This window comes from Sphingobacteriaceae bacterium, assembly GCA_002319075.1.
Lineage (GTDB): Bacteria > Bacteroidota > Bacteroidia > B-17B0 > Aurantibacillaceae > Aurantibacillus.
In genome coordinates, this window is sequence record NVQB01000001.1 from 331,409 (window position 1) to 357,195 (window position 25,787).

At 38.9% G+C, this 25,787-nt stretch carries 25 protein-coding genes and 1 tRNA gene; 17 read left to right on the forward strand and 9 right to left on the reverse strand.

Annotated features, from left to right (window positions below):
- Position 1: 1 nt before the first annotated feature.
- Complete coding sequence (locus CNR22_01490; GenBank protein PBQ30494.1) at positions 2-706, reverse strand: hypothetical protein; 705 nt, start codon at positions 704-706, stop codon at positions 2-4.
- 159 nt (positions 707-865) lie between these two features.
- On the opposite strand from CNR22_01490, the gene CNR22_01495 reads away from it, so the two are divergent.
- Together CNR22_01495 and CNR22_01500 are read left to right on the forward strand one after the other, a co-directional pair.
- Positions 866-2,413, forward strand: a complete 1,548-nt coding sequence (locus CNR22_01495) for a sodium:solute symporter (GenBank protein ID PBQ30495.1) — start codon at positions 866-868, stop codon at positions 2,411-2,413.
- A 142-nt stretch (positions 2,414-2,555) separates the two neighbouring features.
- Positions 2,556-3,224, forward strand: a complete 669-nt coding sequence (locus CNR22_01500; protein PBQ30496.1) for a DNA mismatch repair protein MutT — start codon at positions 2,556-2,558, stop codon at positions 3,222-3,224.
- Between the two features lie 3 nt (positions 3,225-3,227).
- Here the strand turns inward: CNR22_01500 and CNR22_01505 are convergent, their stop codons facing one another.
- Positions 3,228-4,271: a dTDP-Rha--alpha-D-GlcNAc-pyrophosphate polyprenol alpha-3-L-rhamnosyltransferase gene (locus CNR22_01505; protein ID PBQ34785.1), complete on the reverse strand. Its 1,044-nt coding sequence runs from the start codon at positions 4,269-4,271 to the stop codon at positions 3,228-3,230.
- A 14-nt stretch (positions 4,272-4,285) separates the two neighbouring features.
- Positions 4,286-5,764, reverse strand: a complete 1,479-nt coding sequence (locus CNR22_01510) for a hypothetical protein (GenBank protein PBQ30497.1) — start codon at positions 5,762-5,764, stop codon at positions 4,286-4,288.
- 109 nt (positions 5,765-5,873) lie between these two features.
- On the opposite strand from CNR22_01510, the gene CNR22_01515 reads away from it, so the two are divergent.
- A tRNA-Ser gene (locus tag CNR22_01515) sits at positions 5,874-5,958 on the forward strand.
- 329 nt (positions 5,959-6,287) lie between these two features.
- On the forward strand, positions 6,288-7,244 hold the full coding sequence (locus tag CNR22_01520; protein ID PBQ30498.1) for a magnesium transporter: 957 nt from the start codon (positions 6,288-6,290) through the stop codon (positions 7,242-7,244).
- Positions 7,245-7,642: 398 nt separating this feature from the next.
- Here CNR22_01520 and CNR22_01525 read toward each other — a convergent pair whose 3' ends face one another.
- Positions 7,643-8,590, reverse strand: coding sequence for an AraC family transcriptional regulator (locus tag CNR22_01525; protein PBQ30499.1), 948 nt, complete (start codon positions 8,588-8,590; stop codon positions 7,643-7,645).
- 84 nt (positions 8,591-8,674) lie between these two features.
- Here CNR22_01525 and CNR22_01530 point away from each other — a divergent pair, with 84 nt between their 5' ends.
- From CNR22_01530 to CNR22_01560, 7 genes are all read left to right on the forward strand, one after another.
- Complete coding sequence (locus tag CNR22_01530) at positions 8,675-9,787, forward strand: FAD-binding monooxygenase (protein PBQ30500.1); 1,113 nt, start codon at positions 8,675-8,677, stop codon at positions 9,785-9,787.
- A gap of 798 nt (positions 9,788-10,585) precedes the next feature.
- Positions 10,586-11,497, forward strand: coding sequence for a hypothetical protein (locus tag CNR22_01535; GenBank protein ID PBQ30501.1), 912 nt, complete (start codon positions 10,586-10,588; stop codon positions 11,495-11,497).
- A 9-nt stretch (positions 11,498-11,506) separates the two neighbouring features.
- A complete protein-coding gene (locus tag CNR22_01540; protein PBQ30502.1) occupies positions 11,507-11,827 on the forward strand; it encodes a phosphoribosylpyrophosphate synthetase in 321 nt (106 codons plus the stop codon).
- Complete coding sequence (locus CNR22_01545) at positions 11,827-12,594, forward strand: ABC transporter permease (GenBank protein ID PBQ30503.1); 768 nt, start codon at positions 11,827-11,829, stop codon at positions 12,592-12,594. Before CNR22_01540 ends, CNR22_01545 begins: the two co-directional genes overlap by 1 nt.
- A complete protein-coding gene (locus CNR22_01550) occupies positions 12,591-13,367 on the forward strand; it encodes an ABC transporter ATP-binding protein (GenBank protein PBQ30504.1) in 777 nt (258 codons plus the stop codon). The genes CNR22_01545 and CNR22_01550 overlap by 4 nt, the downstream gene beginning before the upstream one ends.
- A gap of 1 nt (position 13,368) precedes the next feature.
- On the forward strand, positions 13,369-14,328 hold the full coding sequence (locus CNR22_01555; protein ID PBQ30505.1) for a hypothetical protein: 960 nt from the start codon (positions 13,369-13,371) through the stop codon (positions 14,326-14,328).
- 84 nt (positions 14,329-14,412) lie between these two features.
- Positions 14,413-15,189 (forward strand): hypothetical protein, encoded by a 777-nt coding sequence (locus CNR22_01560; protein PBQ30506.1) that lies wholly within the window; start codon positions 14,413-14,415, stop codon positions 15,187-15,189.
- 4 nt (positions 15,190-15,193) lie between these two features.
- On the opposite strand, the gene CNR22_01565 is transcribed toward CNR22_01560, so the two are convergent.
- Positions 15,194-16,015, reverse strand: coding sequence for a hypothetical protein (locus CNR22_01565; protein ID PBQ30507.1), 822 nt, complete (start codon positions 16,013-16,015; stop codon positions 15,194-15,196).
- Between the two features lie 160 nt (positions 16,016-16,175).
- On the opposite strand from CNR22_01565, the gene CNR22_01570 reads away from it, so the two are divergent.
- From CNR22_01570 to CNR22_01585, 4 genes are read left to right on the forward strand one after another with little or no spacing between them, the layout of a single operon-like run.
- Complete coding sequence (locus tag CNR22_01570; GenBank protein PBQ30508.1) at positions 16,176-16,583, forward strand: hypothetical protein; 408 nt, start codon at positions 16,176-16,178, stop codon at positions 16,581-16,583.
- 21 nt (positions 16,584-16,604) lie between these two features.
- Positions 16,605-17,447: a hypothetical protein gene (locus CNR22_01575; GenBank protein PBQ30509.1), complete on the forward strand. Its 843-nt coding sequence runs from the start codon at positions 16,605-16,607 to the stop codon at positions 17,445-17,447.
- A gap of 16 nt (positions 17,448-17,463) precedes the next feature.
- Positions 17,464-17,922: a hypothetical protein gene (locus tag CNR22_01580; GenBank protein PBQ30510.1), complete on the forward strand. Its 459-nt coding sequence runs from the start codon at positions 17,464-17,466 to the stop codon at positions 17,920-17,922.
- Positions 17,919-18,782, forward strand: a complete 864-nt coding sequence (locus CNR22_01585; protein ID PBQ30511.1) for an ATPase — start codon at positions 17,919-17,921, stop codon at positions 18,780-18,782. Before CNR22_01580 ends, CNR22_01585 begins: the two co-directional genes overlap by 4 nt.
- A 74-nt stretch (positions 18,783-18,856) precedes the next feature.
- On the opposite strand, the gene CNR22_01590 is transcribed toward CNR22_01585, so the two are convergent.
- The 3 genes from CNR22_01590 to pfkA all read right to left on the reverse strand — a co-directional run bounded on the left by CNR22_01590 (position 18,857) and on the right by pfkA (position 21,214).
- A complete protein-coding gene (locus CNR22_01590) occupies positions 18,857-19,267 on the reverse strand; it encodes a hypothetical protein (GenBank protein ID PBQ30512.1) in 411 nt (136 codons plus the stop codon).
- Between the two features lie 11 nt (positions 19,268-19,278).
- Positions 19,279-20,139 carry a hypothetical protein gene (locus tag CNR22_01595; GenBank protein PBQ30513.1) on the reverse strand — a complete coding sequence of 287 codons (861 nt, stop codon included), beginning with the start codon at positions 20,137-20,139 and terminating at the stop codon, positions 19,279-19,281.
- A gap of 91 nt (positions 20,140-20,230) precedes the next feature.
- Positions 20,231-21,214 (reverse strand): 6-phosphofructokinase, encoded by a 984-nt coding sequence (gene pfkA / locus CNR22_01600; protein ID PBQ30514.1) that lies wholly within the window; start codon positions 21,212-21,214, stop codon positions 20,231-20,233.
- Between the two features lie 368 nt (positions 21,215-21,582).
- Between pfkA and CNR22_01605 the strand changes: the two genes are divergently transcribed.
- Positions 21,583-22,818, forward strand: coding sequence for a hypothetical protein (locus tag CNR22_01605; protein ID PBQ30515.1), 1,236 nt, complete (start codon positions 21,583-21,585; stop codon positions 22,816-22,818).
- 115 nt (positions 22,819-22,933) lie between these two features.
- Positions 22,934-23,983: a transcriptional regulator gene (locus CNR22_01610; protein PBQ30516.1), complete on the forward strand. Its 1,050-nt coding sequence runs from the start codon at positions 22,934-22,936 to the stop codon at positions 23,981-23,983.
- 84 nt (positions 23,984-24,067) lie between these two features.
- Here CNR22_01610 and CNR22_01615 read toward each other — a convergent pair whose 3' ends face one another.
- Positions 24,068-25,786 carry a hypothetical protein gene (locus tag CNR22_01615; protein ID PBQ30517.1) on the reverse strand — a complete coding sequence of 573 codons (1,719 nt, stop codon included), beginning with the start codon at positions 25,784-25,786 and terminating at the stop codon, positions 24,068-24,070.
- Position 25,787 lies beyond the last annotated feature (1 nt).

A 25,787-nucleotide genomic window follows, 5' to 3' on the forward strand; every position in this document is an offset into this window, starting at 1 on the left:
TCTAAAATTTTCTTATGAGTGAATAATAAATCCCAAAACTTCCTTTGTGTGAAACACCAATATAATCAACAACTCCTGGCAGATTAGGAATTCCGATTCCTAAATACTTGCATTCGAATTGATGTTGCCATTTCGTTTTTACAATTACGTATCCTATCTGCAAATTAGGGAGTACATGCTTTTTTTGCGTTTCGTCATGGGCTTTCAGTTTTGAAAATTCAAACCAGGAATTAATTCCTGCATAGATATAGGAAGGTTTTTTCGTCAAATGAAAGTAAGCGTTAAGATCTACCGAAGGCCATACGCGAAATCCTGTCCGGTTGCGAATGTTGTATGCCAGTTGGAAGGCAGGCGAGGCAGTGATGCCGAATTTCTCTTCTTTTTTATAAATAGTAAAAGTTGTGCCCAGATCCACTTGTCCGTTCCCAAACAAGGCACTCGTGGTGTGCAGATTTCCGTAAAGCGTAAGGTTATCGCTGAGACCATAACCATATCCTAAAGTAGAAAAAGGAATAGGAATCGGTGCTCCCGAAAATTTTATTAGTGGTCCGCCAAAAGAAAAACTTGCAGCGCTTTGTTTTTTTGCCAAAGGTTTCACGTAGCGCGAAGGGGCGCAACTATTAAGAATAACTATTAGGAGCGTTGCAAAATAAAGTTTAAAATAAAGCATTCTATGTTTGAAGGGGTAAGCGTTATTGGTAAACATATTTACAAGGTAAGAATATTAAAAGGCAGATCAAATTTAAAACTGCCGGTAAATTTGGATTTGCTTTTATCCACAGTCCGATTGTTTAGAACTATCTACGACAAAAACGCAATTCCCTCATAAATCACAAATCTTTGTAGCACTGCTAAAAACACTACCATGTCTACTGCTTTACTTTTTACTATTGTTATCTCTTACTTTTTATTATTACTCGGCGTGGCCTGGATCACCGGCAGAAATTCGAGTAACCACTCTTTTTTTATAGGCAATAAAAACAGTAACTGGATGCTTGTGGCTTTCGGTATGATTGGTACGAGTTTGAGCGGTGTGACCTTTGTGAGCGTTCCAGGCGGAGTTATGACAAATGGTTTTTTCTATTTTCAGATTGTGATTGGTTATTTATTCGGTTACATAGTTATCGCATACGTTCTTATTCCTCTGTATTATAAATTAAATGTGACTTCCATTTACACTTACCTTGAAAAACGTTTCGGCACAAATGCGCACAAAGCAGGAGCTTTCTTTTTCATTCTGTCACGGGTAGTAGGTGCCACTGCCCGACTCTATCTGGTGATAAGCGTTCTGCAAATATTTATATTCGATCGCATGGGAATTCCTTTTGAACTCACAGCGCTTGTTATTCTGCTACTTATACTGTTGTATACTTTTGAAGGAGGCGTTAAAACCATTATTTATACAGATACTCTGCAAACTACCGGAATGTTGGTAGGACTGGTTGTTTGTATTTATGTTATAGTAAAAGCCATGCATTTGGATTTTGGAGATGCATTAACGCTCATGTCAGACAAAGGCTATACGAAAATGTTTAACACCGATGTGATGTCGGGTTCTTTCTTTTTGAAGCAAATTTTAGGAGGTATGTTTATTGCTATTGCTATGACGGGACTTGATCAGGAGATGATGCAGAAAAACATCAGCGTAAAAACGATAAAGGATTCGCAAAAAAACATCATCACTTTTACTTTAGTTTTAATGTTTGTAAACTTCCTTTTTTTATTTCTTGGCGGCATTTTAAGATTGTACGCAGAAGCTAAAGGCATAAGTGTTGCTCCCGATGATTTATTTCCCACTATTGCACTGAGTGATACTTTTAGTGGTGCTATCGGCATTATTTTTATTCTTGCTTTGATCTCTGCTTTGTTTCCAAGTGTTGACGGAGCTATTACTTCTATTACCTCCAGTTTTTGTATCGACATTCTGGATATGAACAGAAAACCCGGCACAGAAAAAGAAAAGCGCAGAACGCGTTTAAAGGTGCATTTTACTTTTGCCGCTTTATTTTTTTTCATGGTCCTTATTTTTAAAGCGATTAACGACAAACTTATCATTGACTTTATCCTAAAATTTGCAAGCATCACTTACGGACCTTTACTGGGTTTATTTTCTTTCGGAATTCTTACGCACCGCCGTTTGAAGGATAAATGGGTTTGGGCGGTGTGCATTCTAGCTCCCTTACTTGTTCTGGTGTTGGACATAAGTTGCAGTCCCGAATGGTATGAAAAGAAACTTCATGTCAGTTTGGGGTTAAGCAATCTGTCCACTAAAATATTTCATGGTTATAAGATTGGCACCGAGCTTATCCTGATCAATGGCATTTTCACTTTTCTGGGTTTACTTCTTATTTCAAAAAAAGGCTCTGCTCTTTCTGAGAAGGTGGACGCTGAATTAGCAGCTGCCTGGCGCTAATCCATTCTCAATTTTTTCATTGATAGTGGCATGAAAATTATAACTATGTATTGCATCTCCTGAATAAAAACAGCCGCAGAAACCCTGGTTTCCTGGTATGCAGAGAATTTTCGTATTTTCGTCCGCATTCCGGCAATAAACTATGAGCACTTATTATTCTAAAGTAAAAAAACAATTGGTGGCGGTTGACTGCATTGCCTTTGGTTTTAATGAAGATGGCTTAAAATTGCTGATCGTAAAACGAAAGGTAGAGCCCGAACTGGGTAAGTGGTCGTTGATGGGAGGTTTTGTAAGCGAAAATGAAAGTCTGGATGATGCCGCAAAAAGAGTTCTTAATAATTTAACCGGACTCGAGACTAGTTATCTTGAACAGATCGGAACATACGGCGAAGTAAACCGTGATCCTGGAGCACGCGTAATTTCAGTGGCCTATTTTTCGTTAATGCGGGTTAGTGATTATAACCCTGAGTTAGGCGAAAAGTATGGAGCGCATTGGGTAAGTCTACGCTCTTTACCTAAACTCATCTTTGATCATTCGTATATGGTAAAAGCAGCGCTCAGTAAGCTTCAGGAAGCTACCATGATAAAGCCTGTTGGCGTAAGACTGCTGCCTGAAAAATTTTCTTTGCTTCAAATGAAATTGTTGTATGAGGCCATTCATCAGAAAAAAATCGATAAACGTAATTTTCATAAATGGATACTGTCTCTCGGTATCTTAAAAAAGACCACTATTAAAGACAAATCCACCTCCAAAAAGGGAACCTTCCTTTATGAATTTAATAAAAGTAAAAGCAGGGATTCTAAACTGTAACGCTTAGTTCTTTGATTTTAGTTCAGCGAATGCCTTTTCAAGGTCGCTAAATTTTTTCTTATGTTTCAGAAAATGTTCCGTTACTATATTTGCCTGGTATATTTCTGTGCTGGCATAAGAAAAGCCATGCTTGGCCTGCATTGATCTCCTTTTTGCAAGCGTTTTACCAAGCCATATATAATAATAGTAATGCGCTCTCAGTACGGCAAAAAAATGTTTGGGTTGACCTTCCACTAAAAATTTAAAAGCCGCAACACCATCCAGGATCATTCGGAATATAATTTTCCAGAATAAAAATTCGGGAGAACTGTTTTTTGTGTAGGTAATTAAATTGTTGCGAAAATTAAGGAAGGTTTTTCTTTTTGAAAGTTTATTTAATGTCCCTCCACCAATATGATAAATGACTGAGGCAGGTTCAACGTAAATTTTGTAGCCAATATTTTTTAACCTCCAGCAAAGATCGATCTCTTCCATATGGGCAAAGTAATCGTTGTCGAATCCTCCAACTTCCCAAAATGCTTTTGATTTTACAAACAGACAAGCACCGCTTGCCCAGAAAATTTCGGCTTTAGTATCGTATTGACCTGAATCTTTTTCAAGTACATTAAAAATTCTTCCCCTGCAAAAAGGATAACCATATTTATCGATAAATCCTCCCGACGCACCGGCGTATTCAAAAGTAGTTTGATGTGCGTGATCCAGTATTTTTGGCTGACATGCCGCAATCAGGGGATTTTTCTCCATCAACGAAATTACGGGCTCAATCCAGTTTTCACTTACTTCCACATCACTATTCAGAAGAATAAAATACTCGGCATCAATATTCTCTAAAGCCCTGTTGTAACCCTCGGCATAGCCGTAGTTACCGCCATTCTCAATTAAACGAACCTGCTGAAAATTTTCTTTTAAAAACGAAATAGAATTATCCGTACTTCCGTTATCAGCTACTATTACCTGGTGAGGAAAAGAATTTCTAACAATATCAGGAAGGAATTTTTCCAGATAATACTTTCCATTAAAATTTAAAATGACCACCGCTACTTTCACCAGACTCATAAATTTTAACGCGGATTACTGTAAATTTCGTTGAACTGATTAAATTGTGTGTTCGAAGGCGTATTATTATCAGGATTTGCCATGCCCTGGTTATTTCTTCGTGTAAGTTCAAACTGCCAGCGTGGGTTATTTACTTCACCACGCATATCACTGTGTATCATCATAAAACAATCATCCCCCAACATCTTATTTACAAATACAAATCTGCGATCATTCATAGCCACTCCTGTGGCGCCATCCACCGCCTTGTAATACTGCCAGATCTCATAAGGAAAAGTATTGTTTTCGACATTCTGCTGACTTCTTTGATTTGGCGCACCATACTGGAGATAAACTCTGCCGCGATCGCTATAATAACCTTTCTGCTTGCCACATTTAAAAAGAATCATAACCTTTTGCACCTCTTTATAATAATTTGCCCAAAGTTTCACCGGATTGGCAGTATCTCCAGCTCTTCGTTCCCAAAAGTCCACCATAAAATTTTTCATCATCGCTTCATTTTTTCGCAGAGACTGGTTAATGATCCTTTCTTTGTCAACCGTGCCTGCGATTGGCCATAAGCACTCTACAAACATTTTTAGAGTATCCAGATCTGTAACGTGGCCAAAGTACTCGGCAGTAGTAGCTTCATTGCTTTTTCGTTTCACAAGAGCAATATCTTCTGTCATATTTACACGCTGAAATGGAAATTTTTTCTGAAGCCTTGTTACATTATTAGCGTCTTTGAGATCGATAACCAGATCGTAATTTCCGCTGGGTAGCTTAGTAATATCCATTCTCGCGAGAAGTGGATTAACTTTGGAAGCGGTCTGTTTTTTAAAAGCCCCATAGTTTTCAAGTATACTCTGATCTGAACTTACTTCGAGGTAATAAGAAAAAACAAAAGGCTTCCCCTCTCCTATAATAAGGTTGGCATTGTAAACCTCGTAATAAAAATTAAGCTCCTTGGTCGATTCGGGATACAAATTAGCGGGATAAGGAACCAGGTCGTATCCTGATTTACTAATACTACTTTCTGCAATGCTTTTTTTGAAACTCTCAAGGGGCTGTATACTCGACGATTGCAGGACCTTGTCATCAAAATCCATAACAAGCGGACATTTTATTAACAGCGGTTTTTTTGCCGGATCATAATTATCCGTTAAGGTAAGTTCCATTTCGTAAACACCGTTTGGCAAAGCATAACGTTGATTATCAATGAAAGTAGGCGATTTTTCGGACGAAAGAAAAACAGGCCCCATTAAATTATACTTATTCGCTTTAACAATTATGGAATCCTTCAGGACTTTAAATTCAATGGTGACCGAATTCTGAAGTTGATCCCCCCCTCTGCTCTTTACGGCAAGACTTTTTCCTACAATTGTGAGGTAAGTTTCTACAAAAGGCTCATTTTTTGGTGTAGTAAACTTGCCAAAACTAAAATATGCATCCACCTGAGCCGGTACCAAACAAGGAAGCAGAACAGCTAAAATAAGCAGTATCAAAGGCTTGCGGGAATTATGAAAAGAAAAAACTAGCAATACTATAAATTTAGAAAAAAAATATGGAAATAGGTTTGCCAGTTGTAAAAAAAATATTAATTTTGCCGTCTCTGGAGAAATGGCAGAGTGGTCGATTGCGGCAGTCTTGAAAACTGTTGTACCGCGAGGTACCTGGGGTTCGAATCCCTATTTCTCCGCTTGAAAAAACAAAAACCCCTGTTGAGTTGATCATCAGGGGTTTTTTATGGTTCGAAATTTTTGTTGTTTAATTTGTTGATTTCGTAACTTCTTGTAATTCAGAGTTAATCTAGGTTCGACCACTACTTTACGCCGTCCAATATTATAGACGTTATTGACTACTATAATTTTAAAAATCCATTGATCCAAATCACCGCAATTTCTTGCTTGGCGACAACAATTCTTCGACGGAGCGTACCTAACAATTATTAGTTGAGCTTAATATGTAAAAAGAATGTGAAAGTTAGGAGTAATAGTGCGATTTTTGCAGAAATTTAGACGTGAGGTTATGATAGAAATTTTATTAAAGAACAGCCAAATAATTAAGGTCAATAACACCGACGAGATTTCTAATAATTTAGATTTTCATGTGATCCAATTTATCGATTACACACCTCAGGAAATCAAATGGGTAGAGGAAAAATTCGGTGCGGATTTGTCTATCATGAAAAATTTCGAAGACATTGAAATCAGTTCTCACTTATTAGCTGGAAAAGATCAGGTGGCATTTCACATTTCATTGCCATATTATAAGGAAGAAAAGGTGCTTGTCGAAGCTCCTATCTTTTTTATAATTACTTCCAAAGGCCTTTTTTTCTTTTCAAATTCAGAAGTGGATGTTTTCATTAATAAAAACTATTCAAGCAAATATTCTCAAATGCAAAAATTCTCAGAAACAAAAGATGTTTTAAAATTCCATATGGAGTTTATCTCTGACTATTTCGCTGACATCACAGAAAGCGAAACAAAAAAGGTAAAAGCACTGTCAAGCACCATTTTATTGGATAAGAAATTTTCCAATGACGTGATGGATCTTATTACAAGATGCAATTTCAATAACCTGCTCATAAAAGAATCCTTAATCGAAACCACCAGAGTTTTCAATTTGTACAAGAAAAGTACGTGGGAACAAAAAATAGACATTAAAGATACGATAGAAACTGAGCTTAACGATCTTTCGGTTGTTTCTGATTACATTCAATTTAATTTTGATCGCTTAGATGACTTAAAGGAAAATGTCTCGAACAAGATTGATCTCGAACAAAATTATATTTTTAAAATGCTTACCGTTGTTACTGTGTGTATCTCTTTGCCAACATTAATTGCAGGCGTATATGGGATGAACTTTGAACATATGCCTGAACTCAAATCTTCATTTGGATATCCTATTATACTTGTGGTAATGATTTTGTCTGCAATTCTCCCATTTATTTATTTCAAGAAAAAAAAGTGGCTGAAACACTAAGCTTATATTTTTTATAAAAACAAGCATTATTTGGAAAACAATTAGAGAAAATATGCGAATTGTTATTTATTAGATGTTTATTCTACGAAAATCCTAGACCTTTTTAAAAGCCACTCGTTTGATGCTGTCGATTTTTTAATGTGTAAGATAAGGTTCAGCTTCAACGAAGTGTATAAAATCATTAATTGCTGTTAAATCACTCACCAAAAAATCAATGGGCTTATTAAAATCGGTACGCTCGATTTTGTGCGGCGAAATGGCTTTTTGTAATCGTCTGGATTCCAATAAATTTAATGGTTGTAGGTTCGAACTGGGTAACTTTCTTTCCGCTTACTTTTATTACCTTTAAAAGCCATCTGTTTACACAGGTGGCTTTTTAGCTTTCTGCAAATCAGCATTTATAGCATACTCCACTTCTTGGGCTTCACGCCAATATGTTGTTCAAATACTCTTCCAAAATGACTTAGGTTGCTAAAGCCCAATTTATAACCTACCTCAGATACGGAAAGGTTATCTTCCTTAAGTAGCCTGGCTGCTTCTTTCATGCGAATGTGTTGATAGTAATCGTAAATGCCCATCCCAAAAACCTGGGTGAATAATTTTCTCAGCTTTAGTTCATTCATGCCTGCCAGTTTTACCAATTTTGATACAGGTACTGGTGTATCCAAGCGTTTTGTCAATACATCTCTTACTTTGTAAATTAACAGCACCTCTTTTGCCGTTAAGTCTTTCTGCTTAATGTCTTTACGTTTTTTGAGATCACGAAATAAAAAATAAATTAGTTCGAGCGTTTTTAATTTAAAAAAGAAATTTTCAAGTTTAGCATCTTTTGTTCTTGTTAGTTCATTGGCTACTCTTATGATGTCTTCAGACATTATTTCTTCCATCCAAAACACGGTGTCTTCCTCAAAAAGCTCAAAAAAATGCTTGTCATCTTTAAGTTGTTCCCGTAGATGCTTTAAGGTTACTAAAATTACAATCTGCTTTTTGTGTAAATTCTTTTCAAATTTAATTTCGTCGTACAAATTCAAAGTTCGTATTTGCACATGCGGTATTTCTTCAATTAATGTATGACCAGAATTTTCGTCGGGTATTAGTTCATCATCAAAAATATTATTAAAAGAGATCAACAAGCTAGGTTCAAAATTACGGGAGATCTTCCTTTGAAATAAAAAATCTTCTTTTGAAACAAGGCTTCTTATCATCATCGCCATGTCTGGTAAATAGTCGTAAACCTGCAAATTAATAAACCCCAATTTAGTTACCTGCTCCCTGATTCCAGAAGAATATTCAACCCCAAGTTTTTTACCCAGCTCAAGAAACTTCTGTAAGTCGTTTGCTTTCATTTGATTTATTCGACTATTAATACAATTAATAAGGCTATTTTATCAATAAAAATACAAATAATTTTGCCTTATAAATTAAAGAATATGAAAAGAACAGTATTAATTTCAGGGGCAAGCATTGCAGGGTTAACAATGGCTTATTGGATGAATCGTTATGGTTACAAAGTAACAGTGGTGGAAATCGGACCAGCACCCCGTTTGGGTGGATCACCCATTGATGTGCGTGGCGATTCATTGGATATAGCAAAACGTATGAATATACTTGAAGCCATTAAAGCCGCCAAGTTGCAAACAAAAGGACTTCAGTTTATGAATGCTGACAATGAAAAGCAGGGACTCATGCTAGTTGAAGAAATTGGGGCTATCAGGCCCGGCGATGATACTGAAATCCGTAGAGATGATTTGGTAAATATTCTTTATTCAGTAGCACAGGGCGATGTGATATATAAATTTAATAATCACATTTCAGCCATTGAGCAGGATCACAACAAAGTCACTGTTACATTTAAAGATAAAGCAATTGAAGAGTTTGATTTTGTTATTGGGGCCGATGGTATTCATTCGGGAGTTCGGAAGTTAGTATTTGGACCTGAGGATCAATTTGCTCATTTTTTAAATTTTTACTTTTCTATTTTGCCGGTCGATAAAAGTCTGGGGGAGTTAAACTATTGCCAAATGTATAATACTCCAAACACAATGGCAGCTGTGTATTATTACAACAGTGGTATAGCGGATGCTATCCTTACTTTTAAGGCCGGCGAGAAAATAACTTATGATTTTAAAGATATTGAAGCTCAAAAGAAAATTGTCATAAATGCTTTTGAAGGTATAGGATGGAAAGTTCCGCATCTCATTGAAGAAATTAAAAACAGTAAAAATTTTTATCTCAGTCAGGGCTGTCAAATAAAAATGCCAAACTGGACGAATGAAAGAGTTGCGTTGATTGGCGATGCGGGTTACGCACCTGCTTTTCCAACAGGTATGGGAAGCACATTGGCAATGCATGGCGCTACAATACTTGCAGACGCAATGGCTGAAAACGAAGACTACAAAATAGCGTTCAAAAAATATAATGAAACCTTCCGACCAGTTGTCAATCGTATGCAGGAAACAGTTTATTCCGGTATATCTTTTCTAATGCCTGATACTGAAGAAGCTATTAACGAAAGAAATAAAGGAACGAATAATCTATCATGAAAAAATTACTGTTAAAGGGTATGGTGGTGCAAAACAATAATAATAACTATAGTTTGACGGATTTATGCTGAAACTCAATTATTTTCTCTAAATCCCATATAAAAAAGTTAGATATTTCTCCCTCGTTACCCGCAGATAAATACAAAAGGATTGAGCTTTGCTCAATCCTTTTTTGTTTGACATAAGCGCATAAAGCCCTTCAGCTTTAATGCGTGAAATGGCAAACAAAAATGAAGGCTTGTTTTTCACAAGCCGCCTTTTGGATTATGACTCTGGGAGTGATTGGGATCAGCGGAGCTAATCCTATTTCTCCGCAGATAAATACAAAAGGATTGAGCTTTGCTCAATCCTTTTTTGTTTGACATAAGCGCATAAAGCCCTTCAGCTTTAATGCGTGAAATGGCAAACAAAAATGAAGGCTTGTTTTTCACAAGCCGCCTTTTGAATTATGACTCTGGGAGTGATTGGGATCTGCGGAGCTAATCCTATTTCTCCGCAGATAAATACAAAAGGATTGAGCTTTGCTCAATCCTTTTTTGTTTGACATAAGCGCATAAAGCCCTTCAGCTTTAATGTGTAGTTGTACTTGTTTCTTTTAAACATAAAAATACCCCCATTAAGTCTCTAACTTTTTGAGGGCAGTCTATTACATATCGCCTTTTTTATAGTGTATACAAAGATATTCTATTTTTTTACTGCTGCTTTAAACATAGTATCAAGCTCGCTTACATTATCTTCTAATAAAAAAAGTCTTTAAGCAGTGATTCTAATCTACCGTCAGTGTTTTTAATATTATAAATGGATTGGCATGTGAGTAATAGTGACATTAATCACTTAATTAGCAGACCTACATCACGATGCTGTGCTTACTGCAAGCGTATTTTTGAAGTAAAACTAAAACCGATGAAAGCAATAATCGCGGGAACAGATTTTACACCCTCATCACAAAATGCTTGTAGATATGCAGCTTTACTGGCATTAAAACTCAATTGCAAGCTAACTATATTTAATCTCTTTCAGGCGCCGGTCTTACATTCAAATTCGGGTTTGTATGGGATCTCTTACATGTCTGTAAAAAAGACAAGCGAGAAGCAAGTGGATGAATTTATTAAAGATCTTGTCAAAGAATTTCCCTCTCTTAAAATAAGTGCTTTAACAACCACTGGTGCTTTTGAAGAGGAGCTGGAGGTTTTCGTTGCCAGGCATAAGGTTGCAGCTGTGGTGATGGGACTCCAGGCCAAAGACAGAATTTCGAGATTTATTTATGGAAGTCATGGCGTTAAAGTCGCAGGAAAAATAAATGCCCCGGTGATCATTGTTCCGGAGCGTTACAAAGATCATCGTCTTGAAACAATCTTGTTAGCGGTAGATAATGCCGAAAAACTTAAGAATTCATCGTTAAAATTACTGGAAGCCTTTTCGACCAATACTCAATCGCAGGTAAAATTGCTGCATGTGCGAACCCCTGAAGAAGTATTAAGCCCGCGAGAAACCAGTTTCGTTAAGATCAATAAATCGCCTGTAGAAGTAAAAGTAGTAAGATCTAAAACAATAGAAAATGGCATCAGGAATTTTTGCAGCGACAAACAAACAGATCTTGTTACAGTGATCAGCAAAAAGCATTCAGTGCTTTATAATTTATTCAACGAATCCGTTACAAAGCGTGTATGCTTCACCGCCAATGTACCTGTTCTAGCGATCCATGAATAATTTTAAGTGATGGACCTATTACCTGCATACGACATGGCCAGTAAGACCATCAACGCCCTGATTAAAAAAGCATATACCTCTGATTTTTTAATGGATCATGAAACGGACTGCCTGCACTGCCAGGAAACAAGCAGGGCTTTATCTCGCAATAAATTCACAATTAATGAGGTTTACAGATTTGAAGGAAACACAGATCCGGCAGATGAGATGATCGTTTTTACTATTTCTTCTACTGATAGAAAAAGCAAAGGTTTTGTTGTTAACACGTATGTAATTTACTCCGGTTATAAATCACAAAAGCTCGTTGAGCATTTGCCTAAAAAAATCTAATGAAAGGGTCATCATTTACATCTTTCCTGGAAGAATGCGGAGAGATTTCCCGTTTCGGTTGGAGGTTCCTAAAAGAAGGGTTTCGTCCCAGGTACGAAATACAGGAGTTTCTGAGACAATGCTATTTCATAGGCAATAAGTCGTTGCCGTTGGTAGCAATAACAGCTTTCATCATGGGGCTAGTCATTACGATACAATCCCGACCTACTTTGGTTGAGTTTGGTGCAGAGGCCTGGCTTCCAAAAATGGTGTCTGTTTCTTTAATAAGGGAAATAGCGCCAGTGATAACGGCACTGATTTGCGCGGGAAAGATAGGATCCGGAATTGGCGCCGAACTCGGGTCTATGAAGGTAACGGAGCAGATCGACGCAATGGAAGTATCAGGGACTAATCCATTTAAATACCTGGTGGTAACACGGGTAATGGCTAGCACATTTATGATACCGGTACTGGTGATACTCGCTGATTTTATTTCTTTGTATGGCGCCTACCTTGGTACAAATATTCATGGGCTTGTAAAATGGGACTTGTTCTGGAGTCAGGTGTTTGCCACACTTACCTTCAGCGACGTGTTTCCTTCTATTATTAAAACTTTTTTCTTTGGTTTCATTATTGGTCTTGTTGGATGTTACAAAGGGTATAAAACCATTAAGGGTACCGAAGGTGTAGGCTTATCGGCCAATTCTGCGGTGGTTGTGTCTTCGCTTCTGGTGTTTATAATTGATCTGATAGCCGTGCAAATAATTGACGTATTAAAGTTAACATGATCACTGACGACGTAATAGAGAAAAAGACCAAAACTTCAGCCACAGAAGTGCCGGTGATCAGGTTAGAACATGTGTTTAAATCATTTGGCGATAACCATGTCTTGTCGGATTTCACTTTCAGTTTAAGAAAAGGTGAAAACGTAGTTGTTTTGGGAAAATCAGGATCCGGGAAATCGGTGCTTATCAAATGTATAATTGGCCTGATCCAGTCCGATTCGGGAATCATCAATGTTCTTGGGAATAACATTCCTGAAATAACTCATGAACAACTAAATGATCTTAGAAGCCGCATTGGCTTTCTTTTTCAAAGCAACGCTCTGTACGATTCCATGACCGTAAAAGAGAACCTGGAGTTTCCGCTGCGGCGTCATAAAGAAAAATACACAAAGCATCAGGAAGAGGCCTTAATTAAAGAGGTGTTAAACAGTGTCGGGCTTTTTCACACACTCAACATGCGTCCTGCGGAATTATCAGGAGGCATGCGTAAACGGATTGCATTGGCCAGAACCCTTATTTTGAAGCCCGAAATAATCTTGTACGATGAACCCACCACCGGTCTCGATCCAATTACTGGAAGGGAAATAAGTAAACTCATGCGCGAACTGGCCGCTAAATACACAACCTCTTCGTTAATCATATCACACGATATCAATTGCGTTAAGATAGTAGCAGATAAAATAGTTATGCTGATAGAAGGTAAATGTTACGCGCAGGGCACTTACGAAGAACTAAAGACATCGTCGGATCCTAAAATAAAAATGTTTTTCGAATAATATGAAACCAGCACAACAAAATATCCGCGTCGGCGTATTTGTATTGGCAGCTTTGCTGACCTTAATTGCCGCATTGTATTTTATAGGTAACAAGCAAAATTTGTTTGGCAGTACCTTCCGCATTGCCGCCAGATTCTATAATGTAAATGGTCTTACAAAAGGAAACAATGTACGTTTCGCTGGAATTGACATAGGGACCGTAGCAAGTGTAAAGGTTGTGAATGATTCTTCAGTATATGTTGTTATGGTCATTCAAAATGATATGAACCCTTTCATCCGAATCAATGCGATCGCCTCCGTGGGCACGGATGGGTTGATGGGAAATAAACTCGTGAACATTAATGCGGGGGCGAGTGATGCACCGGTTATTAAAGAGGGCCAGATGCTGCAGACCCTGCGACCTGTAGAAATGGATGTGATGGTACGCACCCTTGATATAACTAACCAAAACCTGGAAGTAATCACTTCTAATCTCAAACATATCACCAATAAAATAAATAGCGAGAACAGCCTTTGGAATATTTTAATGGATACTGTTATTGCTGCCAATGTAAAATCCTCTTTTGTAAATATAGAAACGATGAGTTCCGGTGGAGTTCGGGTAATTGATAATTTGGAAAACGTTACCGGAAAAGTAAGGCGCGGTGAGGGAAGTCTTGGCTCGTTGGTTACTGACACTGCGATAGCTTCTAACTTAAGAAGTGCGGTTAAATCTTTGAAATTTGCAGGCGACACAGTGAAACAAATCTCGGAAGACCTTTCGTATGTTATCCGTAAACTCAAAAGTGGCGAAGGCTCGGCAGGGAAATTGCTAACCGACACAACGCTTGTGTACAATCTTAATCAGGGCGTTCTTTCAGTAAAAAAAGGAGCAGAGAGTTTTGACGAAAATATGACAGCTCTGCATGGCTCATGGCCTTTCAAAAAATATTTTAAAAAGCAGACGAAACAAAAAAAATAAAGCTGTAAACCGAGTTTTAAAACGATAAATCTCATGAGTATAAAACCATCGCATGTCTCTTTCTTACTTTCATGCATTGTTTGTATGTTGATCGTAATTTCTGCTGTTGCGGGACTATCTGATCCGGATTTTTATTACAATGAAACAGATGAATGGCGCTGGCAATGTTATGCTCAGGACCTGGTTAACCTGTTTCTAGTGATGCCTTCGTTACTGATCACTTCACTACTTGTTCTGAAAAAGCCTTCTCTTGGAGGTATGTTGCAGCCAGGTGTATTGCTGTACTTAGCTTATACTTATACAATTTACTGTTTCAACGTACACTTTAATAAATCCTTTGTTCACTATTGCGCCATCCTTGCCATCTCTTTTTATTTATTTTCTTATTCACTTTACAAAGCCATAACCGAACCAAAGGTTCTGGATTATCGCATTAAATTTACCCGAATAACCGGCATTTATTTTTTAGTAATAGCGGGTATATTTTATATTCTCTGGCTTAAAGATATTTTACCGGCGATCCGCCGCGAAAGTATTCCCCAGGAGCTAATTGAAACAGGATTGGTTACAAATCCTGTTCACGTACTTGATCTATCTTTTGCTTTACCTGGTTTTTTTCTTGCAGGAATTTTGTTGTTGAGAAATACTTCACTTGGGTATTTTTTTGCGGGACCTTTGCTCGTTTTTGCTTTCCTGATGGATCTGACCATCACTGCTTTAAATAGTTTAGGTCCGAAAGCGTTTGACAAAAATGTAATAACACTATCGGGTATAATGTTAACCCTGGCTATATTTAGTTCAATTCTTCTCGTTTTGTTAATTAAAAGCCGGCTGAGTTTACCCCAGCCAACTTTTAAATAAACGTTTAATGAATTACAAGTAATGGAGTTTCTAATGTGTACGCGAGCGATTTGGTAACACTTTCTGTGAAAAGTTTTTGAAGCAAGGTGTGTTTTCGGGGGTTAACCATAACCACATCTGTTTTGTGAAATTTAAAATAATACTCTAAAGCTTTTGAAACATTCTTATCTTCGATATGCACCTGTTTGTGCTTAATTCCCTGCAGGCGTTTTTCTGCAAACGCGTAGGTTTCGGATTTATCATACACCAATTCTTTATCATTGCCATCAACCGTTACAAGTTCAAGCTCTGCATCAAAAATGTCCGCGAAATCTCTCGCCGTGTAAAGCAGTGTTCCTTCCTCAATTTTATCCATATCGCATGCAAAACAAATGCTGCTTATTTTCCGGTATCGGGCTGCTTCAGGTACAATAAAAGTTGGTATTTCCAGATCTCTTGCCACGCTTACAGCTGAGCTTCCCATAATGTGACGTTTCAAAAAGCTGCCTTCCCCTACCATGCCCATAACAACTAGCTCGCCACTGTATTTGGCCACTGCATCTGTAAGGGCACCATAAGGAGTGCCCAGGTATGAAAAGCATTCAACACCAAAATCATAATTTTCTCTGAGAATCTCATCCTTCAATGATTTTAAACTCACCCTTGATGCTTCCTGCAAAGTCGAAATCATATCTAACGGCGCTAAGGAGTCATATCCCGCTATGGGGAGCGAATAAGAATTTACGAGTACGAGCTTTGCGCTAAAATGTTTAGCGAGCCCAACCGCATAATTTACTGCGTTTTGTGCCGGCAAAGAAAAGTCTGTTCCTACGATAATTGTTTCCATGTTTTTTTCTATAAAAATATACTTTGCGTTTCCTTATGTACATGATCTTTATTTTCCCTTTCTATGATTCAGATCACTCTCTCCAGGTGTATGACTGATATCATGCATTTCGGTGAGCAAAGTCAATGGTCTTAGTAAGAAAGGCGCGCATCTTTGATATATGAATACAATGAGACCACAAGAGAATTTACATTATGCCATTGGTTTAATGGCTTACGCCATTGCAAGGGCAGATGGTGCAGTGCAAAAAGAGGAGCGCCAAAAATTCTTTGACCTGGTGCACGCCGAACTGAAGCGTGAGCACTATGATTTCGATATTGCTTCGATTATTTTCCAGGTAATGGATAAAGATCAGAGTTCGCTGGAAGACACCTATCACTGGGCCATAAATCAGATCAAGGTAAATAGCCATTATTTAAGCCCTTCGCTAAAAACAACTTTTATAAGGGTAATGGAAAAGGTAGCAAAAGCCTATCCTCCGGTGACCGTAGAAGAGTCATCATTACTTGACAGGTTTAAAAAAGACATTGAACCTCTTCATGGAGATCCGGTTTACTATTCGAAATAAAAAAAATTAAAAAATAAATTCATGGGATTAGTAATATTAGTACCTACAGATTTTTCAAGGGCGGCCAGAAATGCCATTAACTATGCCACAGAAATGGCAAAACGTATGAAAGCGAAACTTGTTTTACTTCATGTGTATCTTCCTCCTGTGCCAGTGTCGGAAGTTCCCATGATAATTCCGCTCCCCGCTGAATCCGAAACATACATTCTTAAAAAGTTAAAGCGCATTAAAAATGATCTTCTTTTAAAACGAGGAAATAAAAACCTTGAAATTGAAACCGTTTGCACCAGTGGTGTGCCCGTGGATGAGATTTATTTATACAGCCTGAGCCAAAAAGTGGATTTTGTTGTTATGGGCATGCAGGGTAAAGGTTTTTTGAAAGAAAAATTAATGGGTAGCACCACAACAAGTCTTATTCAAAAATGCGAGGTTCCCGTTTTAACCATTGACAAAAGCATAAGTTTTAAAAATCCTAAGAAAATTGTCTTTGCCAGTGACAGTAAAGGGATATTTAGCAGAGAGACTTTACATCCTCTCTCACAGGTCTGTTCGGTTTACAGATCCCACATCTATGTTTTGAACGTTGTAATCTCTTCTGCCTCCTTACCTGGTGCAGATGTTATTCATAATAAAAACATTCGTACTAGTTTCAGAAACTTTGATCATAGTATTCATCAGATCATAAGTGTTTCAGTGCAGCAGGGTCTAAGTGATTTTGTCGCAGCTAAACATATGGACATGATTGTTATGATCCCGCACCACCATAGTTTGATAGAGAGGGTAATGGTCGGAAGACAAACGAAAGAGATGGCTTTCCACTCCACTGTTCCATTACTTACGCTTCACGAAAAATTAATGCTTTAAATAATTAAGAAAGAAAATGTTTAAATTATTTTTCCGAAAGCCTCAGATCTTCTTTTTAGGAATTTCGCTCATAACCTTATTGGCAGGCATAAATTATTTCTATTATTACCCGGAAGCTTATTTCGACTTAGGAGGTGATTTTCAACTTACTGTAAGTTGTGCTACCTGCTGGTTCACATTTTCCGGATATACCCTTACACTCTCCGGAATTTATTACACGGCCTCTAAAGGAGAGTTAAAGACCCGTCATTGGCTGGTGATGTTGCATTTTATTTTTGTTATTTTATTTCTGTTGTTATTTTTTGCCATCAGCTCCTTTAATACGCCCTATGTGCAAAAACATGTTTCAGGCATGCCCTTCTTTTCACTGGTCTTTATTTATGCGGTAGTATTTTTCTTAGACCTGATCTTCTTCATTATTAGTCTGATTTTACTATTGGTAAACATTCTATCATTCAAAAGGCCGGGATCATGAGGCAGGGCATATTCGTGACCAAGTCGTCCGGAAAGAAAGAGCCTTTTTCAATGATTAAGTTAAGGCGTTCTCTTGAAAGAGCAAAGGCTGGTGAAGAAGAAATAGAAAGGATTCTTGAACAGGTGATGCCTGAGTTATATCAAGGTGTCAGCACCAAGCGCATACATAGTCTCGCCTTTCGTCTTTTACGAAAAAGCTCGAGGCCAAATGCCGCACGCTATCATTTGAAAAAAGGCATTATGGAATTAGGGCCTTCAGGTTTTCCTTTTGAAAAATTTATAGCCAAGATCTTTGAACATCAAAACTATACGACCTGTGTAGATCAGATCCTGCAGGGTAAATGCGTGACCCACGAAATTGATGTGATCGCCCGTAAAGAAAAAGAAGTGGTATTGGTAGAATGTAAATACAGGAATACAGCTGGTATAGCAGTTGACATAAAAACGCCGCTTTATATTCATGCACGTTTTGAAGATGTGCTGGCAAATTCAGAATTTAAGAACCAATTCGAAAAAGTAAGTGGCTGGGTGGCTACAAACGCTAAGTTCACAGGGGACGCCGTTACTTATGGAAAATGCCAGGGCATGAATTTGTTAAGTTGGGACTATCCCTCTCATAATGGTCTTAAAGATATTATCGATACTACAGGATTATACCCTTTAACCTGTCTTACAAGTCTGACGAAACAGGAGAAGCAATGGCTCATGTCAAAGAATTATGTACTTGTGGGGGAGATCTATAAAAACGAAGCACTCTTATCGCAGGCAGGGGTCACAGTGCAAAGGCTCCCAGCGGTTGCAATGGAAGGCAGAACGCTATGCGAGGAGCTTGTCCTTAAGAAAAATGCCGCTCAAAAATAAGTGCATTATAAGTGTTTTTTTGAAACGATCAAAGTTACCTGTTACGCCGCGGCATAAACTACTTTAGAGAATTGTTATGGACGAAACCGGGCATAAACAACTCCTGCAAAAATTGCTTCTGCAAGATTTGAAATGGCCCAACTTACAACAATGGCGCCTGACAGCTGGAAAGTGCAATAAGACATGATCATTCCCGGAATAGTAACTGCCCAGTAGATCAAGCCGAAATTAAGTCCTTTGCTACTATATGTGTAACCTTTTATGCGATGTTTGGCCAGGTTCCAGATCCATAACATAAGTCCGGCTGTGATAAAAGGCACAAACCAGTAGAATGCCATTTTGGGATCAGTGACTGAACGGAAAATAGTGGTGTTCATATATTCCGTTTCAATGGAGGGCTCCATCGCGTTAGCCAGCTTTCCTAAGCCCATGCCTATGGCCAGCATACCAAAGCCGGTCAACACTACTATCCCAGGGTTTTTCATGTGTTTGAATGTTAATAGAGTTTTGATGTTAATTTTTTATCGTAATGAAAGGCTATGATAGGTATCTTCATGTCAATCCCCATTTCACGGGTTGTGCTTGTTCCAAAGATCCGTTCCAAAAAATTGCGTTTGTGAGTTGACATACCAAGAATATCCGTGCAACCTTCTGCAACATACGTTTCAAGCTTTTCTCCGACATCGTCGCCGCTTATGAGTTGAAAAGAAAAGGAGGGATAGGTGATCGTCTTAGTCACCCTGTTTTTAAAATCGGCCATGAGCGCGCGTTCTTCAAGTGGCTCCAAATTAGTATCGCTAATATGTAACACGTTTAGCTGTGCTTTGAATAATCCCGCGAAATCTGCCAGCTTAACCAGATCTGCCAGGTCACTTTCGCGATAGTCGGTGGCATAGGTGATTGTTTTCACCGGTCTGTTAAAACGAAAACCGGCAGGTATAGCCATTACGGGACAGGTCGCATGCTCCATCACGTAAGTGGCCGTTGTGCCGAAAAACGCATCTCCAAGTCCATCAGCGCCTTTGGTGCCCATAATGATCATGTCCGCCCGGTTTTCTTTTGCGACCTCTACAATGGTGTCTCCGGGGCTTCCTTCACCGATATTAAAACGATAGCTCTTTAATCCCTCTTGCTCAAAAAAGGCAGCCTGAGTTTTTAATTTCCGTTCCGAGTCCTTATGAAACTGCTCTTTTTCTTCTCTGAGTATGTCATAGGGTATTTCTGCTATTGGTATCGGCACCTGAAAGCTATGATGCAGAATTATTTTTGCGTTTTGCTTTTTCGCCAACAAAGCAGCAAAACGTAATGCGTTTTCAGCATTCTCCGAAAAATCGGTTGGTATAAGTAAGGTTTTCATAATTCGGTTTTTTACAGGATCAAATTTACTGAGGCATTTGCCGCAACAGCGTAAGCAGGGTCACAAAACAAGGTGATTCTGCTCACTCAGGTCAGGACGAAAGTTCTTTAATGATATTTACAAAACGTTTATTGATTTTTTTTCTACCTGTAGCAGCCTTCAAAAAAGGAGTATACATCAGTCTGTTATTGCTCACTCCTACTACAAACCCGGTCTTTCCCTGCATCATTTCTTTTACAGCTTCATTCCCAAGCAGACTTGCAAGAGTTCTGTCAAAGCAGCTGGGGTTACCCCCTCTTTGTATGTGACCGAGTACCGCAGTGCGTATTTCATAATGTTTAAAGCGATCCTCTAATTCTGCAGCAAGGGCCATAACCCCACCTTTTACCGCACCTTCAGCAACAACCACGATCAACGAGGATTTATTTCTTTTCCATCCTTTTTCAAGGCAGGCAGTAAGATCAGAAATACTGTTTTTATCTTCAGGAATTAAAATTGCTTCTGCACCCGCAGCAAGTCCGCATTGAAGGGCGATATGCCCGGCGTCCCTCCCCATCACTTCTACAAAAAACAATCTGTTGTGCGCATCTGCGGTATCCCTGATCTTGTCAATTGCTTCCAAAGCGGTGTTGCAGGCGGTATCAAAACCAATAGTGTAATCGCATCCGTAAACGTCATTGTCTATGGTCTTTGGAACACCTATCACAGGGATAGGAAATTCGGAACAGAATGCGTGTGCGCCTGCAAACGATCCATTGCCTCCAATAATTACAAGTCCATCGATGCCAGACTTTGTGAGCTGATAGTAGGCAGCTTTTCTTCCTTCCTGCGTTTTAAATCGTTCGCTCCTTGACGTTTTAATTATAGTACCCCCACGCTGGATAATGTTACTAACGGAAAAGGAATCCATCTCTGAAAAGTTACCGTCAATAAGACCTTCAAATCCCCCGTGTACACTCCACACTTCAAGATCATGTGCCAGGGCAGTTCTTAACACTGACCGGATGGCAGCGTTCATCCCGGGAGCGTCGCCACCCGAAGTCATTACAGCAATTTTTTTTATAAGGTTTTTCATATTTGTCTTAAACTAAACGCTTGATCCTGGTAAGCATTTTATCCCGGGTAACTCTTGACTGTTGTGCACTGGTGTTTTCTCCGGGCATCCATTTTCCGGCGTAGTACCTGATCGCATGATCGCTCCGGCAGATGATGTAGCGAAGGCAAACGATGAACAACACGATGAGAGCCGGAATAATCATGAGTAGCTTACGGCTCCTTCGTGTCATTTTCATATTCTAATTTTTTTCAAATGTAAAGTCGCATGCACCTATAGCGCGTGATGGCAATCATTTCAAGAGGTGATCTAGATCATCCGGCTCTTGGTTATTTCGGTGTTGCTTTGTGTATCCATAAAGAGTGTAAAAGCATTGAAAAGAGAAAACTATGTACTACTTCGAAAATAATCGCTTCGTAAATTATTTTTACAGGAACATTCGTGCGTTAATGTTGATCATGAGCGTTTGCGTTGGAGCATGTGTAGCAGCGCAGCAACCATCGACAGGAGATACTTTCAGCTTAAATAAACAGTATTATCTTTTGCAAAATTATGTAGCCAAATATGATAGTCTGCAAAAGCTGGGCGGATGGAAAAGTATTCCTAAAATCAAAAAGAGTTTTACACAGGGGGAAGTAGATCCAATTATCGAGGCTGTGAACGCACGGCTATTGAAGGAGTGGTACCTGAAGAATGTTAGTTTTAAATCAGATTCTTTCGATACTCCGCTCCGGCTTGCTTTAGAATATTTTCAAAGAAATCATGGATGCAAGGTTTCAGGATGTATTGATGTGGAAACGATTGAGGCAATGAATATTCCTGCTGAAAGACGGCTCGAACAACTGAAAGTTAACGTGGAGCGATGGGCATCAATGCCGGCTGATCTGGGTTGGCGTTACATTATTGTAAACGTGGCAGATTTTAAATTGAGCGTTGTTGAAAATAACAGGGAAGTGCTAAGCATGAAAACCATTGTAGGCAGGTACTACCGCAAAACGCCAACTATTCATTCTCAATTGAGCCACATTGTGTTTAATCCTGAATGGTCAATCCCGGAGAATATTTTAGTAAAAGATATTTTGCCGGAGATCAGGAAAGATTCTCTCTATTTGCCAAAGCATCATATCCGGGTGTATCGTTACGAAAAAAATGGGAGCAAAACAGAAATTGACCGTTATGGCATTGACTGGCAACACATTTCTCCCCAGCATATACCCTTTGTGCTGATCCAGGAACCTGGCCCCTGGAATGCACTCGGGCAGGTGAAATTTTTATTTCAGAATCCATATCATGTATATATTCACGACACGCCGGCAAAAGAACTCTTTAAGGCCAAAGAGCCTATCTTTAGCTCGGGCTGTATCCGGTTATCAGATGCATTAGGGCTCGCAGCTTACTTATTAGAACCAGAAGAACCCTTAATTAGCGAAGAACTGGTTGATGTGATTGAAAGTAGAGGTGATAATTACACCATTGCTTTAAGGAAACAAGTACCTGTTTACATTGATTATTTTACGGCCTGGGTTGACCTGGCAGGAAATTTGAATTTCCGGAGAGATGTCTACAATAAAGATGTTTTACGCCCCAGATCTTTAACACCAGTTACTTCACTGGATCAGGAATGATCCCCGCCTTTTATAGAAAGTTAATAAGACATCTATCATATACGCATATGACCCAGATCAGGACCCTTCGGGCTGTATATGATTATTATTGTGCTATAAACTAAATTAAGAATTCATGGTACAAAAAATTCTTATAATTGATGATAACGCCGAAGTGCTTGAGAATACCTCTGAACTTCTGCAACTGGCGGGCTATGACACGATAACCAGCTGCAATGGCAAAGAAGGGCTGGAAGTAATTAGAACGCATAAACCTGATCTGATTCTTTGCGACATTAATATGCCAGTACTGGACGGCTATGGGGTACTGCAGGCCCTTCAAAACATTCCCAGTGCTGCCACTATTCCCTTTGTTTTCCTTACCTCAAAGGCGGAGATGTCTGACATGAGGAAAGCGATGGATCTTGGAGCAGACGATTATCTTACAAAACCTTATACAGGAGATGGCTTATTAAAAATTGTTTCAGCGCGTATTAAAAAAAGCAGTCTTTTAAAGAAGATCATGGAGGAAAGCCAGGAATATACAGGATCGTCAAATGAGCAGACTGATCATCATATCCTACTTGAGAACAAACCGATAAAAAAAATACGAAAAAAAGGATTTGTTTATTCTGAGGGTGATTCAGCAGGTTCACTTTATTTTTTGAAGTCTGGAAAATTAAAGATCTATAAATCGAACGAGTATGGGAAGGATTATATTATAGACCTTCTAAAGGAGGGTGATTTTTTTGGGTATACGGCTTTACTCGAAGATTCGGAACACAAAGAATCGGTAATGGCTATTGAGAACTCTGAAGTGGTGATGGTTCCTAAGCAAGATTTCCTGCATTACCTATACGGAGATAAAGCTATGTCTATTACTTTTATAAAACTTCTTTCTAAAAATTTAACTGTTGCTGAAGATAAGTTGATCAAACTCGCTTATAACTCGGCGCGTAAACGCGTGGCGGAAGCCTTGCTTTTTTTTGCAGGAAAGTTTAGAGCTGATAATAAGAATGAAATTACCTTTGAGCTTAATCGCGAAAATCTTTCCTCTCTGGCCGGCATTTCGCCTGAATCCGTAAGCAGGCATCTTACTGATTTTAAAGACGAGGGATTATTAGAAAGCAACGGTGGAGCAATGAAGATCTGCGATGTAAAAAAGTTGGAAAATATAAAAAATTAGAAACATTCATAAATCACTGACGTCCTCCGATTATCCGTACTTTACACGAATATAAGACCAGCCTCGTAAGGCTGGCTTTTTGTTTTAAGCTGTTTCGTTTTCCGTCTGAAATGCTTCCCCGTAAGGAGATGAAGTATTGCCGGCTAAATTTGCGCTGCTAGCATCAAGCATACCCTCTTTAACAGCCAGCAAAGCAGACTCACCGGCCGAGAAAAGTTCTCTGCTGATATTAAACACCGTTGCAATTTCAATTTCTTTTAATTGACTGTTGGTTACCCTTTCAAATGTCATCTGCGTTCTTTTGGTATAGTCCTTTTCTGAAGTGGCCTGTATGGCCCCTAGTCGTTTTAAAATTTCCGGCTGACTATTGTCCTGAAGAATGGACAGAAGTTCCAGGTAAAAATGTTTTTGCTGGTCGCAGAATAAATTATAAAGATTAAATTTTTCATCATTTCCTGAATTTCTGAATTCCTGCAGATTGTGCTTTATATCTTTCATTCCCTTTGCGGAATACATAGCGCTTCTTAATGCGGACATCAGTTGGTTGATCTGTGTCATGGTATCGCGGGAAATGCCGTTAGTATCTAACTTTGAATAGAAATCGATAACCGTACCCTCGGCTTGTTTAAGGAGTGTATATTTTTCAGAATTATCAATCCGCCTGGTCTGCCCATTCTTTTTGAAACCCTGAAATGTTGAATCCGTATGCTCCGCCACCGGCACATTTTCACCAAGTACTTCCAGGTTTAGTGCAATGACATTCCTGATAAAAAGAAGAACCTCTTTTTCGAGCAACTCCGGTATACCAGCAGAGATACCCGGCACACTATTTTGAATATAAAGTGTTACCTGCTCTTTTTTATTTTTAAAGTAACGCTCAAGGAAACTCACAAATCTGTTCAGGAAGAATGCAAAGATCAACGCAGAAAAAACATTAATGAAAGTCTGAAAAAAAACCAGGATAAGAATGGGATTTTCAAAACCAATAGATTTGATAAATGTGACGATCGGAACAAGGAATATAAAACCGAAAAGAGTGCTCCCTGTATTAAAAACCACGTTAGCGAAGGATAATTGTTTCTGAGCTTTAATACCATTCATGGATGCTAATACAACTTTTAAAGTTGTACCAAGTTCTGCTCCCAGCACCACGACTATGGCTGCATGCAATGGAATGACATGCGCATACAAAGAACTTAATACAATGGCCACGGTAGCGGCGCTGGTTTGAACTACGGCCGTAATAGCTAAGCCGGCGAGCAAAATAATAAGCAGATTATTGTCCAGGTAAGCGGGTATGTTAAGTTGTTCCAGCAGGGGTTGTGTACTCTGTTTGATGTAATCCAGTCCGAATAATAGAAACCCCAGGCCCATGCTGATCTTGACTAGTTGCAGATAGTTTTTTCTATTTCGTAAAAGGATCATTGCAATGCCGGATATTCCCACAAGCGGCAGGGCGAGTGCCTGGATGCCGAGACCGTTAAAACCCAGTAGTGCTATCAGCCAGCTGTTACAAGTACCCCCAATGTTAGATCCGAGGATTACGCCTAGTGCATTTGTTAAGCTGATGGTGCCGGCCCCAACGAAAGAGAGGAGCGTTAAATTCACCACAGAGCTGCTTTGCAGGAGGCTGGTGAGAAATGTACCGCTGACAATGGCCCGCAACCTGGTTTTGGTGTATTTTTTCAATAGCAACTTAAAAGAACGCACCTGCACTTGTTTTACCGAATCTTCCAAATGAATGATGCCGTAAAGAAACAAGGCGATGCCAAAAAGAAAATGCCAGAAAAATGTGAGGGTCATA